Origin of the sequence: Nocardioides sp. (assembly GCF_030149505.1) — a bacterium.
Classification (GTDB): domain Bacteria; phylum Actinomycetota; class Actinomycetes; order Propionibacteriales; family Nocardioidaceae; genus Nocardioides.
In genome coordinates this window covers 1-14,276 of record NZ_JASBRN010000042.1, presented here as the reverse complement: position 1 = coordinate 14,276, position 14,276 = coordinate 1, and the positions used below count along the sequence as shown (strand labels likewise).

15 protein-coding genes and 1 pseudogene are annotated in these 14,276 nt (G+C 73.4%); 10 read left to right on the top strand and 6 right to left on the bottom strand.

Going from position 1 to position 14,276, the window contains the following annotated elements; all coding sequences use genetic code 11:
- Positions 1-166 precede the first annotated feature (166 nt).
- Positions 167-481 carry a MerR family transcriptional regulator gene (locus Q1V71_RS07850; RefSeq protein WP_300642661.1) on the bottom strand — a complete coding sequence of 105 codons (315 nt, stop codon included), beginning with the start codon at positions 479-481 and terminating at the stop codon, positions 167-169.
- A gap of 128 nt (positions 482-609) precedes the next feature.
- On the opposite strand from Q1V71_RS07850, the gene Q1V71_RS07845 reads away from it, so the two are divergent.
- Together Q1V71_RS07845 and Q1V71_RS07840 are read left to right on the top strand one after the other, a co-directional pair.
- A complete protein-coding gene (locus tag Q1V71_RS07845; protein ID WP_300642660.1) occupies positions 610-1,038 on the top strand; it encodes an Hsp20 family protein in 429 nt (142 codons plus the stop codon).
- A 167-nt stretch (positions 1,039-1,205) separates the two neighbouring features.
- Positions 1,206-1,331 carry a hypothetical protein gene (locus tag Q1V71_RS07840; protein WP_300642658.1) on the top strand — a complete coding sequence of 42 codons (126 nt, stop codon included), beginning with the start codon at positions 1,206-1,208 and terminating at the stop codon, positions 1,329-1,331.
- A gap of 38 nt (positions 1,332-1,369) precedes the next feature.
- Here Q1V71_RS07840 and Q1V71_RS07835 read toward each other — a convergent pair whose 3' ends face one another.
- On the bottom strand, positions 1,370-1,645 hold the full coding sequence (locus Q1V71_RS07835) for a MoaD/ThiS family protein (RefSeq protein ID WP_300642656.1): 276 nt from the start codon (positions 1,643-1,645) through the stop codon (positions 1,370-1,372).
- 121 nt (positions 1,646-1,766) lie between these two features.
- Here Q1V71_RS07835 and Q1V71_RS07830 point away from each other — a divergent pair, with 121 nt between their 5' ends.
- From Q1V71_RS07830 to Q1V71_RS07820, 3 genes are all read left to right on the top strand, one after another.
- Positions 1,767-2,507: a response regulator transcription factor gene (locus Q1V71_RS07830; protein ID WP_300642654.1), complete on the top strand. Its 741-nt coding sequence runs from the start codon at positions 1,767-1,769 to the stop codon at positions 2,505-2,507.
- A gap of 170 nt (positions 2,508-2,677) precedes the next feature.
- Positions 2,678-3,553: a mycothiol synthase gene (gene mshD / locus Q1V71_RS07825; RefSeq protein WP_300642653.1), complete on the top strand. Its 876-nt coding sequence runs from the start codon at positions 2,678-2,680 to the stop codon at positions 3,551-3,553.
- A gap of 169 nt (positions 3,554-3,722) precedes the next feature.
- The gene (locus Q1V71_RS07820; RefSeq protein WP_300642651.1) at positions 3,723-3,860 is read left to right on the top strand and encodes a hypothetical protein; all 138 of its coding nucleotides are present in this window, start codon (positions 3,723-3,725) and stop codon (positions 3,858-3,860) included.
- Positions 3,861-3,971: 111 nt separating this feature from the next.
- On the opposite strand, the gene Q1V71_RS07815 is transcribed toward Q1V71_RS07820, so the two are convergent.
- Complete coding sequence (locus tag Q1V71_RS07815) at positions 3,972-4,940, bottom strand: folate-binding protein (RefSeq protein WP_300642649.1); 969 nt, start codon at positions 4,938-4,940, stop codon at positions 3,972-3,974.
- Position 4,941: 1 nt separating this feature from the next.
- A complete protein-coding gene (locus Q1V71_RS07810; RefSeq protein WP_300642647.1) occupies positions 4,942-5,436 on the bottom strand; it encodes an FABP family protein in 495 nt (164 codons plus the stop codon).
- Between the two features lie 48 nt (positions 5,437-5,484).
- Here Q1V71_RS07810 and Q1V71_RS07805 point away from each other — a divergent pair, with 48 nt between their 5' ends.
- Together Q1V71_RS07805 and Q1V71_RS07800 are read left to right on the top strand one after the other, a co-directional pair.
- A complete protein-coding gene (locus tag Q1V71_RS07805) occupies positions 5,485-5,847 on the top strand; it encodes a DsrE family protein (RefSeq protein ID WP_300642645.1) in 363 nt (120 codons plus the stop codon).
- A gap of 161 nt (positions 5,848-6,008) precedes the next feature.
- Positions 6,009-8,861 carry a hypothetical protein gene (locus Q1V71_RS07800; protein ID WP_300642642.1) on the top strand — a complete coding sequence of 951 codons (2,853 nt, stop codon included), beginning with the start codon at positions 6,009-6,011 and terminating at the stop codon, positions 8,859-8,861.
- Between the two features lie 91 nt (positions 8,862-8,952).
- Here the strand turns inward: Q1V71_RS07800 and Q1V71_RS07795 are convergent, their stop codons facing one another.
- The gene (locus Q1V71_RS07795; RefSeq protein WP_300642640.1) at positions 8,953-9,999 is read right to left on the bottom strand and encodes an alpha/beta hydrolase; all 1,047 of its coding nucleotides are present in this window, start codon (positions 9,997-9,999) and stop codon (positions 8,953-8,955) included.
- 179 nt (positions 10,000-10,178) lie between these two features.
- Here Q1V71_RS07795 and Q1V71_RS07790 point away from each other — a divergent pair, with 179 nt between their 5' ends.
- From Q1V71_RS07790 to Q1V71_RS07780, 3 genes are all read left to right on the top strand, one after another.
- Positions 10,179-12,347 carry an RNA degradosome polyphosphate kinase gene (locus tag Q1V71_RS07790; RefSeq protein WP_300642638.1) on the top strand — a complete coding sequence of 723 codons (2,169 nt, stop codon included), beginning with the start codon at positions 10,179-10,181 and terminating at the stop codon, positions 12,345-12,347.
- A gap of 122 nt (positions 12,348-12,469) precedes the next feature.
- A complete protein-coding gene (locus tag Q1V71_RS07785) occupies positions 12,470-13,087 on the top strand; it encodes a DUF47 domain-containing protein (RefSeq protein ID WP_300642636.1) in 618 nt (205 codons plus the stop codon).
- 2 nt (positions 13,088-13,089) lie between these two features.
- Complete coding sequence (locus Q1V71_RS07780; RefSeq protein WP_300642625.1) at positions 13,090-14,091, top strand: inorganic phosphate transporter; 1,002 nt, start codon at positions 13,090-13,092, stop codon at positions 14,089-14,091.
- Positions 14,092-14,141: 50 nt separating this feature from the next.
- Here the strand turns inward: Q1V71_RS07780 and Q1V71_RS07775 are convergent.
- A pseudogene (locus tag Q1V71_RS07775) lies at positions 14,142-14,276 on the bottom strand (ISL3 family transposase); the annotation flags it as partial.

The window sequence follows — 14,276 nt, the reverse complement described above, 5'->3', positions numbered from 1 at the left end:
ACGCCGGCCGGTCCTTCACACCCGATGCCGGCAAAACGCATGCTCATCAACCCGAAGGCGACAATGAACCTATGAGCCAGACACCGGGTGCTCAGGATCCAACCAGCCGCTGATCGCGGCGAGCCTCACCCTGACACTGAGCGGAACCTAGCGGCGATGAGCGCTCTCAGGAGCGCGACGCGCGCAGCCGGGCCTCGAGGCGGCGTACCCGCTCCTCCAGCTCGAGCACCTTCGCGATCCCGGCGATGTTGAGCCCCTCGGCCAGCAGCTCGCGGATGCGGTGGAGCACCTCGATGTCGGCCTGGGAGTAGAGCCGGGTGCCCCCATCGGTGCGGTCGGGGGTGAGCAGCCCGCGCCGCTCGTAGACGCGAAGGTTCTGGACCTCCATCCGCACCATGTCGGCCGCCACCGAGATCGCGAAGACCCCGCGCCGGCGCTCGGTCGGCCGGTCGTCGCGCGGGGCGTCACGAGGTGGGGTCACGGGGTTGATCTTCGCTGATCGATGGAATACAACAAACCTGTATCCGTTGATACAGGTACGACGGACTTACGCAGACCCCGGCGTACCACCCGTCCTGACCGATCGACCCGAAGAACCAGGAGGACCCCATGCTGCTCCGCACCACCGACCCGTTCCGCGACTTCGACCGCCTGACCCAGCAGCTGCTGGGGACCACCAACCGCCCGGCCGTCATGCCGATGGACGCCTGGCGCGAGGGCGACCGCTTCGTCATCGAGTTCGACCTGCCGGGCGTGGCCCGCGAGTCCATCGACCTCGACGTCGAGCGCAACGTCCTGACCGTCCGCGCCGAGCGCGTCGCCCGCAACGGCGACTGGGAGCGCCTGGCCTCCGAGCGTCCGACGGGCGTCTTCAGCCGCCAGCTCGTCCTCGGGGACAACCTCGACCTCGACCGGATCGAGGCGACGTACGACGCCGGCGTGCTGCGCCTGGTCGTCCCCGTCGCCGAGAAGGCCAAGCCGCGCAAGATCCAGGTGGCCGCCGCTCCCGAGCAGGAGACCGTCGCGATCGAGTCCTGACCGTCACCCGCGCCCGACCCCGAGCCCGGTCCGCCCACGCGCGGGCCGGGCTCCGGCGTACCCGGGAGCGACCGCTGGTCCGGACCACCTCAGGTGCGCGCCATCCGGGTCGATCCGGAGGATCGAACTCGGAGCACGGACTCCGGAGAGACCGTGGAGGAGAGATGGTGACGACCCTCGTGGTGGCGCTGGCCGTGTCGGCGTGGTTGTTGCTGCCCCTGCCCCTGGCCGTCGCGTGCGGACGGGCCTTCGACCTCGGTAGCCGGTCGGACGACCCGGCCGGCGGGGCCTGAGCCTCAGCCGCCCGCACGCAGCACGGCACCGCCGCGGCTCAGCCGCCGGCGAAGGGTGGCAGGAACTCCACGGTCTCCCCGGGCCGCACGACCACCTCGCCCGGATCGGCGGAGCCCACAGGCAGGTCGCCGACCAGCGCGGAGCAGACCGCGAGCACCTCGCCCAACCGCGTGCCCGGGTGCAGCGCGACCGCGCGCTCCCGCAGCTCGGTGAGCGTCAGCGGGCCCGCGGACGCGACCTCGTCGAGGTCGGTGCCGGCGGCGTGCTTGGCGCCCGCCCAGTACCGCACCGTGATGACCTGCGTCTCACTCACCTGGAGAACCTTCCATCGTGTCCGGGAGGTGTCGATAAGGTAAGCCAAGCACGCAGCTGCACCCGGCCGGAGCCCGACGACGCGTTTCGGTCCCCGCCCCCGCCCGGGAGGAGACCACCACATGAGCACCCTGCTGCTCCTGACGAGCGCCCTGCAACCCTCCGCCGAGGTCCTCCCCGGCCTCGCGCTGCTCGGCCACCAGGTCAAGATCCTGCCCGCCGAGGGCAGCGCACTGCTCGAGGCGCCCGACTCCGACCTGCTGCTCGTCGACGGTCGCCAGGACCTCGCGCACGCACGCGACCTGTGCCGCCTCATCCGTACGACGGGCACCGACGTCCCCGTCCTCCTGGTCGTCACCGAGGGCGGGCTGTCCGTGGTCACCCACGACTGGGGCATGGACGACGTCGTCCTCCACACGTGCGGCCCGGCCGAGCTCGAGGCCCGGATCAAGTTGGCCATCGGCCGGCTCGCCGCGCAGCGCGACGCCGCCGACCCGGACGCGCACCTCATCCGCTCCGGGGAGGTGCTCGTCGACGAGGCGACGTACACCGCGAAGGTCAGCGGCCGACCGCTGGACCTGACGTTCAAGGAGTTCGAGCTGCTGAAGTTCCTCGCCCAGCACCCGGGCCGGGTCTTCAGCCGCCAGCAGCTGCTCCAGGAGGTCTGGGGCTACGACTACTTCGGCGGCACCCGCACCGTGGACGTCCACGTGCGGCGCCTGCGCGCCAAGCTCGGCCCCGAGAACGAGACGCTCATCGGCACCGTGCGCAACGTGGGCTACCGGTTCGTCCTGCCCGCCAAGGAGAGCCGGGCCGCCGCGGACTCGCGGATCTCGCGGGACGAGGACGCGGTCGAGGCCTGAGCCGGCGCGTCGGGCCCCCTCGAACGAGTGCCGACCCACCGTCGAGGTGGCGCCGAGTCACGCTCGAACCAGCGCCAAGTCACCGTCGAAGAAGCGCCGAGTGAGCGGTGGTCCGGGTCGGGCCGGAGGTCCCTGGGCCGGCTGCCCGGGGGCGGGCTAGCCTCGAGCAGGTGACTCCCGAGGAGACCCGGCAGGTCCTGCACACCGCGGCGCGGGCCGAGGAGGCCGACGGCACCGCCCCGCTCGACGAGGCCACGCTCCTCGAGCTCCGCAACCGTCCCGAGGGGATCCGCGGGTGGGTGCAGCCGGAGGGTTTCGCCCTGCTCGCCGAGGACCAGGTGCACCTGTGCGTCGACCCGGAGCACCGCGGCACCGGCGTCGGGGGCGGGCTGCTCAAGGCCCTGCTGGGGGACGTCTTCCCGCCCCGACCACTCGAGGCGTGGTCGCACGCCGACCACCCGGCTGCGCGGGCGTTGGCGGCACGGCACGGGTTCGCGGCGGTCCGCGAGCTGTGGGTGATGCGCCGGCCCGCCACGCTCGAGCTCGAGCCGCTGGACGCGCCCGGCTCCGGCGTACCGGACGGTGTCGAGATCCGCGGCTTCCGTCCCGAGGACCCGGCCGAGACCGCGGAACTGCTGGCGCTCAACGCCGCCGCCTTCGCCAGCCACCCCGAGCAGGGGCAGATGGACGAGGAGGCGTTCGCGGAGCGCTGTGCGGAGTCGTGGTTCCGGCCCGAGGGCCTGCTCGTGGCCATCGACCACCGACCCGGCTCCCCCACCGAGGGCCGGATGCTCGGCTTCCACTGGACCAAGGTCGCCGAGCGCGACACCGGCGAGGTGTACGTCGTCGCCATCTCCCCCGAGTCGCAGGGACTGGGCCTCGGGCGGCTGCTGACGCTCGCCGGCCTGCACCACCTGCACGCGCGCGGGGTGCGCGAGGTGATCCTCTACGTCGAGTCCGACAACGCCGCGGCGATCCGGGTCTACCGCGACAAGCTGGGGTTCACCCACGACCCCCGGGACACGCACGTGATGTACCGCCGCTGACCCCCTCCGCCGGCCCCCTCCCTGCCAGGGACGGCCGCACTGGTCCAGACCGATCCATCCACGTCTACGAACACGTGTCACTGATGGTCTTTACTTTCGTTGCACCATCGTCCCTGGAGCAGCCCGGGGGCCTGGCCCTCTCGGGACCGATCAAGGAGCACACGCCCGCATGGTCAAGAAGCTCTGGCGCTCCGTGCGCTGCCGGATGCGGCACGGCCACGCCTGCCCGCACGTCTCCGCCTACCACCAGACCCCCCGCGAGCGGGAGCGCGCCCGCGCCCACGCCCGTCAGCTGGTCGACAGCTGACCCACGAACGACACGTCAGTCCCCATGCACACCTGACGCGTCGACGGCTCCCGGGGCGGTCCTGAGACTCCCGCCCCGGGAGCCGCCTCTCTCGAGCCGGTGGGGGTGGGCTCAGCGCTTGAGGTTGGGGCGCACGTGCAAGCCGACCTCGGGGTCGACGACGACCTCCTGGGCGGCCGGCATCCCGTCGACCTCGAGGGTCACCTCGAGCGGGACGTTGCGCTTGACCATCGCCAGGGCGATCGGGCCGAGCTCGTGGTGGCGGGCCGAGGAGCCGACGAACCCGACGGTCTTTGTGGACTCACCGGAGCCCAGGAGCAGCGGGGCGCCGCGGGCGGGGAGGCGGTTCTCGGTGCCGTCGAGGTGGAGCAGGGTCAGGCGGCGCGGGGGCCGCCCGAGGGTGTGCACCCGCGCGACGGTCTCCTGCCCGCGGTAGCAGCCCTTGTCGAGGTGCACGGCCGGCCCGACCCAGCCGACCTCGTTGGGGATCGTCCGCTCGTCGGTGTCGACCAGGTGCCGCGGCTCGCCGCGCGCGATGCGCAGCGCCTCGAAGGCCCACATCCCGCACGCGGGGCCGGCTGCGTCGGCGTACGCCGTGAGCTCGCCGCGCGGCACCAGGTCGTACGTCGGGCCGTCACTGCGCCCCCGCCAGGCGACCGCCCAGTCGTCGGTGACGTCGGCGAGCTCGACACGGGTCATGAAGACCATCCGCTGCAGGAACTCCAGCATCGACCCGGACGCGCCGGGCTCGGTGTGCGCCCAGAACGACTCCCCGTCGTCGTACCCGGTCATCGCGTGCTCGACGTGACCCTGCGGCGACAGGATCAGCGCGCTGGTCCACTCGCGGGGCCGGAGCGCGAGGAAGTGCTGGGTGGTGAGCGAGTGAAGCCAGGTCAGCCGGTCGGGTCCGCTGATCCGCACGACGTCGCGGTGCGAGAGGTCGACGAAGCCGGCTCCGGACTCCAGGGTGCGCTGCTCGGCGTTGAAGGAGCCGTAGTGCGCGGCGACCGGGGCGTCGACGCCGTCACCGGCGACCGCTCCCGGCAGGTCCAACAGCGGGCTGGCGACAGAGGAGGGCATGTCAGCCCCGCTTCAGCCGCGCCCACAGGTGCGGCTGGAGGTCCTCGCCGACCGCGCCCATGTCGTACGCGTAGAGCAGGTCGCCCTCGACGTTGCCGTAGAGCCGGTGCCCGGAGGTGACCTCCTTGGCGGTCTCGGTGTAGCCGACCCCGGCGGTGCGCAGCTCGAGCTTGCCGTCGGCGGCCTCGCCGTACCAGATCTCGGAGAAGCCGATGTTGTGCGCGAGCACCATCTCGACCTTGCCGGGCTCGGGGCAGCGCAGGAAGCCGGTCTCCTGGGCAGCGTCGCGCACCTTCTCGCCGTTCTCGTCGATCACCCAGGACCGCGCGAAGTAGTGGAAGAAGGGGCGACCGTCCTGCTGGAACACGATCTCCTGGCCGTACTGGAACGGCTCGATCGTCGGGTAGTCGCCGTGGCCGTTGCCGATCCAGCTGCCGAGCAGCCAGGCGACGGGACCACAGTTCGGGTGCAGGTTGGGGGGGAGCTCGAACGCCACCCCTCCACCGTACGCGGGCGGCGCGCCTGCCGACCTAGGGTGGGGGACGTGACCCGGACACTCGTGGTGAAGGTGACCTGCGCGGAGGACGCGCCCGAGCGGGCGAGCCAGGCGTTCACGGTGGCGGCCTCGGCCGCGGCGGCGGGCGCCCAGGTGTCGCTGTGGCTGACCGGCGAGGCGTCCTGGTGGGCGGTCCCCGGTCGCGGCGCCGACCTCGGGCTCGAGCACGCGACCCCGGTCGAGGACCTGTTGGGCGTGGTCCTCGCCACCGGCACCGTCACCCTGTGCACCCAGTGCGCCGCGCGCCGCGGGATCGGTGAGGCCGACGTGCGCGAGGGCGTGCGGGTCGCGGGGGCCGCGACCTTCGCCGAGGAGGTCCTCGCCGAGGGGGCGCAGGCGCTCGTCTACTAGCCGTTCGGGCGGGGAGGTTCGTCAAAACGCAGACCGAACGGGCCCCTGCGGCGCGCCCGCTCCGCGGGGACCGCTGGCTGGCCGACGTGTTCGGTCTGTCTTTCGACGAGCGGTTTCCGTCCCCCGCGAGAGGGCTGCACCTGAGTAGGCTGCTGCCCGCGATGACCTCCCCCGACGTGCCGCCGACCGACTCCCCCACTGGCGGGGAGGCCGGGCGTCGCTGGCTGCGCCGCAAGGACACCGGCCCCACCGTCGAGGAGCTCGAGGCCCGGGTGGCCGAGCAGACCGCTGCCGCGGAGCGGTTCGCAGCGCTGCGGGCCGCGGCCGAGAAGGCGGCCTCCGAGCAGGCCGCCGTGCGGATGATCGCCGAGGAGCGGGCCGCCGAGGCACTGCAGGGCCGCAGCGAGTCCGACGCCCGGCTGGCCGAGGCCGAGGACCGGCTCGCCGAGGCGCTGGCCGCGCGGGAGTCCGCGGAGACGGCGCTGGCCGAGGCGCTGGCCGCGCGGGAGGCGGCGGAGTCCGCGCTGACCGAGGCGTACGCCGCCCGCGAGGCCGCCGAGACCCTCGCCGTGGAGGCCCAGGAGCTCGCGGCCGAGCAGGCGCGTCGTCGCGCGGCCGCCGACACCAGCGCCGCGGCCGCGGCCAACGCCCGCGAGGCCGCCGAGGTGCTGGCCGCAGAGGCCGCCACCGCCGCCGAGGAGGCGCAGGCCGCGCGGGCGGCTGCCGAGGAGGCCGCCCGGGCCCGCACCGAGGAGGCGGAGGCTGCGCAGCAGGCGCGTACCGCTGCCGAGGAGGCGACCCGCGCCCACGCGGAGGCCGCCACCCACGCCCACTCCGACCGCGAGAACGCCGAGCACGACGCGCGCACCGCGCACGAGACCGCCACCGCCGCGCACGCCGCCCGCGAGGCGGCCGAGACCGCGGCCGCGGAGGCTGCGGACGCCCGCGCCGAGGCCGACCGGGTCGCCGCCGAGCACGCCGAGGCCCGCGCCGCCGCCGAGGAGGCCGCGGCCGCCGCGGTCGTCACCGCCACCGAGGCCCACCGCGCCCGCACCGAGGCCGAGCAGGCCGCCGCGGTCGCCGCGAACACCGCCACAGAGGCCCAGGCGGCGCGCGAAGCCGCTGAGGAGGCGGCCCGGCTGGTGGGCGAGTTCGCCGAGATGGCCCAGGCCGACCGGCGCGAGGCCGAGCAGTCCGCGACCGCCGCGGCTGAGCAGGCCGCTGCGGCCCACGCCGCCCGCGAGGCCGCCGAGCAGGCCGCTGCTGCCTCCGCCGAGGCGCGCGCGGAGGCCGACCGGGTCGCCGCCGAGCACGCCGAGGCCCGCGCCGCGGCCGAGGAGGCCGCCCGGGTGGCGGTCGAGGAGGCCCGTGCGGCCACCACCGCAGCCGAGGAGCGGGTGCAGGCGGCGCTCGCCGCAGCCGAGGAGCAGTCCCGCCTGGCTATGGAGGCGTCCGACGCCCGTGCGCTTGCCGCTGCCGAGGAGGCACGGGCCGCCACCGCTGCGGCCGAGGAGCGGGTGCAGGCTGCGCTGGCCGCCGCCGAGGAGCAGTCCCGCGCGGCCCTGGCGGCAGCGGAGGAGCAGGCCCGGACCGCCCTCGCCGAGGCGCAGGCGACCTCCGTGGCCGCCGAGGAGCGTGCCCGCGTGCTCGCCGAGGAGGCCGAGGAGCGAGCCCGTGCGGCGATGGCGGAGGCCGAGGCGGCCCGACTCGCCGCCGAGCAGGCCGTCACCGAGCAGACCCAGGTGGCGCTGGCCGCGCACACGGCTCGCAGCGAGGCCGAGGAGGCGGCGCGTGCCGCCGCCCTGCACGCCGGGGAGGCCCAGGCGCTGCGCGAGCAGGCCGAGCAGGCGGCCCGGGTCGCCGCGGAGGAGGCCGCGCAGGCGACCGCCGCCCAGGCTGCAGCCGTGGCCGAGGCCCACGCGGCCACGCTCACTGCCGAGGAGGCCCTGCGGGTCGCCCTCGAGGGCCGCACCGCCGCCGAGGCGCTCGCCGCCGAGCAGACCCGGCTCGCGGAGGAGGCCGTCGCCGCCCGGACCGCCGCCGAGCAGGCCGTCGCCGAGGCCCTGGAGGCTCGCGCCGTCGCCGAGGCCGACGCCCAGGAGCACGCCCGACTGGCTGCGGAAGCGGTCGCCGAGCGCGAGGCTGCGGAGCGTCGTACGTCGGAGGTGCTGGCGGGGCTCGCGGAGCAGGTCGCCGCCCGCGAGGCCGCCGAGGCGAAGCTGGTGGAGGCCATCACCGCCCGTGCGGACGCGGAGGAGGCCGCCAGCCAGCGCGGCATCGACCGGCAGTCGGTCGAGGCGTCCGTGCGGCACCAGGCCGAGATCGCCGAGGCCGAGATCGCCGCCCGGCTCGAGGCCGAGCGGCGCGCCACCGAGCTCGCCGTCGCCCTCGCCGAGGCGCGCGAGGAGCTGCTCGAGGGGTCGGGGAAGCACAAGCGGTTCTCGCTCGGCGCCACCACCGGCTCGATCCCCCGGATCACCGCGGAGCTGGCCTCGGAACCCCCGGCGGCTCCGTTCTCCGCCCCGGCCCCGGCGGCAGCCGCGGCCCCGGCGTCAGAGGCTGCTTCCTCCTCCACAACTGCGCCCGCGACGACCGGCCCCGTCGCGGTGGCCGCTCCCCCGCACCGGGTGCCCCTGGTCGCAGGCGGTCTGGCCGTGGTCGGCGCGCTGGCCGGCGGCGGGCTGCTCGCGGCCGGCCTGGGAGGTGCGCGCGTGGGTGGCGGGCTGCTGCTGCTCGCGCTGCTGCTGCTCTTCGTGGCCGCCCGCTCCCGGCGTACGACGGCGCACGTCACGATCGACGACCACGGCGTCGTCGACATCCGCTCCGGGGAGACCCACCACCGCTTCGACGTCTACGACACCGGCACCGACCTCGAGGTCGTGGGCGAGCCGGGGCAGCGCGGCTGGCAGGTGCGGTTCCTGCGCCGGGCTCTGCCGCCGGTGGTGGTCGATGCCTCCATGGTCGAGCCCGAGGCGTTCCTGCGGGAGCTGCGCCGGTGGCGGCCGGGGCTCTGAGGGGCATCGCGGGCTAGTCCGAACGAAAAGTCACCCTCAACTCGAGCTGAGGGTGACTTTTCGTTCGGAGTACCCCGGCCGCGCCCCGGACTCAGTGCAGCCCGGCCCGGACCGCCTCGACGACCTCGGCCACGGCAGCCGGGGCTGAGCGGCCGGCACCGGTGACGTTGAAGAACCCGTGGATGGCGTCCTCGAAGCGGCGCATCGTCACGGGCACCCCGGCCTTCTCCAGCAGCCGCGCGTAGTGCTCGCCCTCGTCGCGCAGCGGGTCGAAGCCGGCGGTGCAGAGGTAGGCGGGGGCCAGGCCCTCGGGGAGGTCGGCGTACGCCGGGGACAGGCGCGGGTCACGCAAGTCGGTGCCGGGCCCGACGTACGCCTCGTTGGCGCGGTCCATGTAGGCCTTCGAGAGGTAGAAGCCCTCGCGGAACAGGTGCAGCGACCGGTTGTCGGGGTCCTCGTCGCGGGCGCTGTCGGTGGCCGGGTAGACCAGCAGCTGCAGGCGGCAGGGCAGCCCGGTGCGCGCGGCGTGGATGGCGGTCGCGGCGGCCAGGTTGCCGCCGGCGGAGTCGCCGCCGACGCCGATCCGGTCGGGGTCGGCCCCGAGCTCGCGGGCGTGGTCGCAGGCCCAGTGGTAGGCCGCCTCCGCGTCGTCGTGCGCCGCCGGGAACGGGTGCTCCGGCGCCAGCCGGTAGTCCACCGCCAGCACCCGCACGCGCGCTCGCTCGGCCAGCACGCGGCACGGCGCGTCGTGGGTGTCGAGGTCGCCGACGTAGAAGCCGCCACCGTGGAAGAACACCAGCAGCGGCTCGCCACCGGCGCTGGAGGTCGGCACGTAGAGCCGCGCCGGCATCCCGGCCGCGGTCACGTCGCGGACCTCGCCGATCGGCTGGTCACCGCCGGCCATCCCGGCCTCGTGCCGGGTCGCGGCGCGGGCCTCCTCCAGCGGCAGGGACTCCGCGGGAGGGATCCGGGCGACCTTCTTCAGCCGCAGCAGCAGCTGGGTGTCGGTGGCCAGCTGCTGGCCGTCGAGCACGATCGGCGCACCGGCCAGGCGGCGCTGGACCGCCTCGGGCAGGCCGAGGGTGGTGACGAGGAGACGACGCTCGACGGCGTCGCGGACACGGGCGAGGGCGCTCACGTGCGGGACAGTAGCCCGCCGTCGTACGCCGTGGGCAGGGTCTCGCGGGGCGGCGTACGACGCGGGCGGGTCCCGCGGCTCGACGCTGGCGCGCCTCGCACCTCGACCACCGCACCCTCCGGGCGCTGACCCCGGTCGGGTGACACCCGCCGTTCACCGAGCGGTGGGAGACTCAGGCCATGTCCGCCGAGATCGTCCCGACCCGCGAGGAGACCAATCCCGACGGCGCCCCCGAGGAGTCCTTCGACGTCGAGCCCCCCTACGTGCCCGACCACGAGGCGCTGGCCGAGGTCGAGGAGTTCGAGGACCGGTTCCTGGACCGCGAAGTCTCGTGGCTGCGGTTCAACCAGCGGGTGCTGGAGCTGGCCGAGGACCCGGACCTGCCGCTGCTGGAGCGGGTGCGGTTCCTGGCGATCTTCACCAGCAACCTCGACGAGTTCTTCATGGTGCGGGTCGCCGGCCTCAAGCGCCGGATCGCGGCCGGGGTCGCGGTGAAGGCTGCGAGCGGCCTGATGCCGCGCGAGGTCCTGGAGCAGATCCTCACCACCACCGGCGAGCTCAGCGAGCGTCACGCCAGACTGTTCCGCGACGAGATCGTGCCCGCGCTCAAGGCCGAGGACATCGAGATCGTGCGGTGGGCCGACCTGGACCGCGGCGAGCAGAAGCAGTGCAAGCGGATGTTCAAGGAGCGGATCTTCCCGGTCCTCACCCCGCTGGCCGTCGACCCTGCGCACCCCTTCCCCTACATCTCCGGGCTCTCGCTCAACCTCGCGGTGCTGCTGAAGAACCCCAAGACCGAGAAGCAGCACTTCGCCCGGGTGAAGGTGCCACCGATCTTCAGCCGGTTCGTCGCGCTCGGCGGCCACCGGTTCGTGCCGCTCGAGGACGTCATCGCCGAGCACCTCAACCGGCTCTTCCCCGGCATGGAGATCCTCCAGGTCCACTCCTTCCGCGTGACCCGCAACGAGGACCTCGAGGTCGAGGAGGACGACGCCGAGAACCTGCTCGCGGCCCTGGAGAAGGAGCTGCTGCGCCGCCGCTTCGGCCCGCCGGTGCGCCTGGAGGTCGAGGAGCACATCGACCCCGCCGTGCTCGAGCTGCTGGTCAGCGAGCTCGGGGTCAGCGACGAGGAGGTCTACCGCCTCCCCGGCCCGCTGGACTTGCGCGGGCTGCACTCGATCGCCGACATCGGGCGCGAGGAGCTGAAGTACCCCGCGTTCGTCCCCACCACCCACCACCGCCTCGCCGAGGTGGAGTCGGCTGCGCCGGTCGACGTCTTCAAGGCCGCCCGCCGCCACGACGTGCTGCTCCACCACCCCTACGACTCCTTCGCCACCTCGGTGCAGCGCTTCATCGAGCAGGCCGCCGCCGACCCGCACGTGCTGGCGATCAAGCAGACGCTCTACCGCACCTCCGGCGACTCCCCGATCATCGACGCCCTCATCGACGCCGCCGAGGCCGGCAAGCAGGTGCTGGTCATCGTCGAGATCAAGGCCCGCTTCGACGAGCAGGCCAACATCCGCTGGGCGCGCAAGCTCGAGCAGGCCGGCTGTCACGTCGTGTACGGCGTCGTCGGGCTCAAGACCCACTGCAAGCTCGCCATGGTGGTCCGCGACGAGGGCGCCTACCAGGGCGGCATCCGCCGCTACGCCCACATCGGCACCGGCAACTACAACCCCAAGACCTCACGGATGTACGAGGACCTCGGCCTCATCACCACCGACGAGCGGGTCACCGAGGACGTCGCGCACCTGTTCAACAACCTCTCGGGCTGGTCGCGCAACGCCTCGTACGCCGAGCTGCTGGTCGCCCCCGACTCGGTGCGCTCCGGGCTGGTCGAGGCCGTCCACGAGGAGATCGCCCACCACCGGGCCGGGCGGCCCGCGCGGATCCGGCTCAAGGCCAACTCCGTCGTCGACGAGGCCGTCATCGACGCCCTCTACCTCGCCTCGCGGGAGGGCGTGCCCGTGGAGCTGCTGGTGCGCGGCATCTGCGCGCTGCGGCCCGGTGTGCCGGGCCTGTCGGAGAACATCCGGGTGCGCTCGGTCCTGGGCCGGTTCCTCGAGCACAGCCGGATCTTCTGGTTCGAGAACGGCGGGGAGCCCCAGGCGTGGATCGGCTCGGCCGACATGATGCACCGCAACCTGGACCGCCGCGTCGAGGTGCTGGTGCGGCTGCCGGCCGCGGAGTCGGTCGCCGAGGTCGGCGAGCTGCTCGACCTGGCCTTCGACGACCGCACCAGCGCCTGGGTCCTCGACCCGGACGGCACCTGGCACCGCAACACCGGAGAGGTGCACCTGCAGGAGGAGCTGATCGAGCGGCAGCGGCGGCGGCGTACCGGCTCCTGAGGGGCCTGAGGTTGCCGCCCGGACGCCTGTGATCCACCTCCCGGACGCCTGACTTTCACGCGACGGTCACCTGGGCCCTAGTCTGTCGGACGGTCCTGTCGTCCGAGCTGAAGAGGTCCCCCGTGGGTCTGCGCTTCCGACCAGTCGAGCACGCCTTCTACGACATGTTCTCCGAGTCCGCCGCCCACCTGGTCACGGGTGCCGGGCTGCTGGCGGAGATGTTCACCGCCGGCGCGGACCACGAGAGCGTGGCCCAGCGGATGCGCGAGGCCGAGCACGCCGCGGACGAGACGACGCACGACATCGTCAAGAAGGTGAACTCCACCTTCATCACGCCCTTCGACCGCGAGGACATCTACGCGCTGGCCTCCGGCCTCGACGACGTGATGGACATGATGGACGAGGTCGTCGACATGGTCCTGCTCTACGAGGTCAAGGCCATGCCTGAGGCGCTGTCCGGCCAGGTTGAGCTGATCCGTCGCTGCGCCGAGATCACCGCCGAGGCGATGCCGCGGCTGCGGTCGATGAGCGAGCTCTCGGAGTACTGGATCGAGATCAACCGGCTCGAGAACGCCGGCGACAAGAACCACCGCCGCATCCTGGCCGCCCTGTTCTCCGGTGAGTACAAGGCCATGGAGGTCCTCAAGCTCAAGGACATCACCGAGACCCTCGAGCACGCGATCGACGCGTTCGAGAAGGTCGCGAACACGGTCGAGCAGATCGCCGTCAAGGAGTCCTGAGCGTGGAGCTGGCGATCATCATCGCCGTCGTCGTCGTCGCTCTGGTCTTCGACTACACCAACGGCTTCCACGACGCCGCCAACGCGATCGCGACCTCCGTCTCGACGCGGGCCCTGACGCCCCGGGTGGCGCTGGCCATGGCGGCGATCATGAACTTCATCGGCGCCTTCCTCGGGCAGAAGGTCGCCACGACGGTCTCCGACACCATCGACCCCGGGACGGGCTCGCACGCGCTGGTGATCGTGCTCGCCGGCCTGGTCGGCGCGATCGCGTGGAACCTCATCACCTGGTGGTACGGCCTGCCGTCCTCCTCCTCCCACGCCCTCATCGGCGGGCTCGTGGGCTCGGCGGTCGCCGCCGGCGCCACCGCCAACTGGGACGTCGTGATCTCCAAGGTCGTCATCCCCATGCTGCTCTCGCCGCTGGTGGCCTTCTCCCTCGGCTTCGCGGTGATGCTCGCGATCATGTGGGGCTTCCGACGCTCCCACCCCGCCAAGGCCCAGCGCGGCTTCAAGCTCGCGCAGACCGTCTCGGCCGCCGCCATGGCGCTCGGCCACGGGCTGCAGGACGCCCAGAAGACGATGGGCGTGATCTTCCTGGCGCTGCTCGCCGGCAACTACGTCCAGCCCGGCGACCCGCTGCCGTTCTGGGTCATCTTCTCCGCCGCCGCCGCGATCTCGCTCGGCACCTGGGCCGGCGGCTGGCGGATCATGCGGACCCTCGGGCGCCGCATCATCCACCTCGACCCGGCCCGCGGGTTCGCCTCGGAGTCGGTCGCCGCCTCGGTGCTCTACACGACGGCGTACGTCTTCGAGGCGCCGATCTCCACCACCCACACCATCACCTCCGCCGTCATGGGCGCCGGCGCGACCAAGCGCTTCTCCGCCGTGCGGTGGGGGGTCGCCCGCTCGATCGTCGCCGCCTGGGTGCTCACGTTCCCCATGGCCGGCGGCATGGCGGCGCTGACGTACCTGGCGTGTCGGTACGTGTTCCAGCTGCCGTGATAGGCGCCGGCGCGGGATAGTCCGACTGCAATGGCAGGTTTCACGGCTCTTCACAGACCGGGGTGTAGTTGGGGTCTGAAGCCGCCGGTCTCGAGCAGGCTCCTGGCGATGTAGTTGGTCAGGTTGCGGAAGCCGAGGGCTGATCCGCGTAGGTGTTCGAGGCGGCCGTTGATGGCCTCGGTAGG

Coding starts and splice junctions, on each gene's coding strand:
- Q1V71_RS07845 (WP_300642660.1), top strand. CDS start 610: ATGCTGCTCCGCACCACCGACCCGTTCCGCGACTTCGACCGCCTGACC.
- Q1V71_RS07830 (WP_300642654.1), top strand. CDS start 1,767: ATGAGCACCCTGCTGCTCCTGACGAGCGCCCTGCAACCCTCCGCCGAG.
- Q1V71_RS07820 (WP_300642651.1), top strand. CDS start 3,723: ATGGTCAAGAAGCTCTGGCGCTCCGTGCGCTGCCGGATGCGGCACGGC.
- Q1V71_RS07815 (WP_300642649.1), bottom strand. CDS start 4,940: ATGCCCTCCTCTGTCGCCAGCCCGCTGTTGGACCTGCCGGGAGCGGTC.
- Q1V71_RS07800 (WP_300642642.1), top strand. CDS start 6,009: ATGACCTCCCCCGACGTGCCGCCGACCGACTCCCCCACTGGCGGGGAG.
- Q1V71_RS07790 (WP_300642638.1), top strand. CDS start 10,179: ATGTCCGCCGAGATCGTCCCGACCCGCGAGGAGACCAATCCCGACGGC.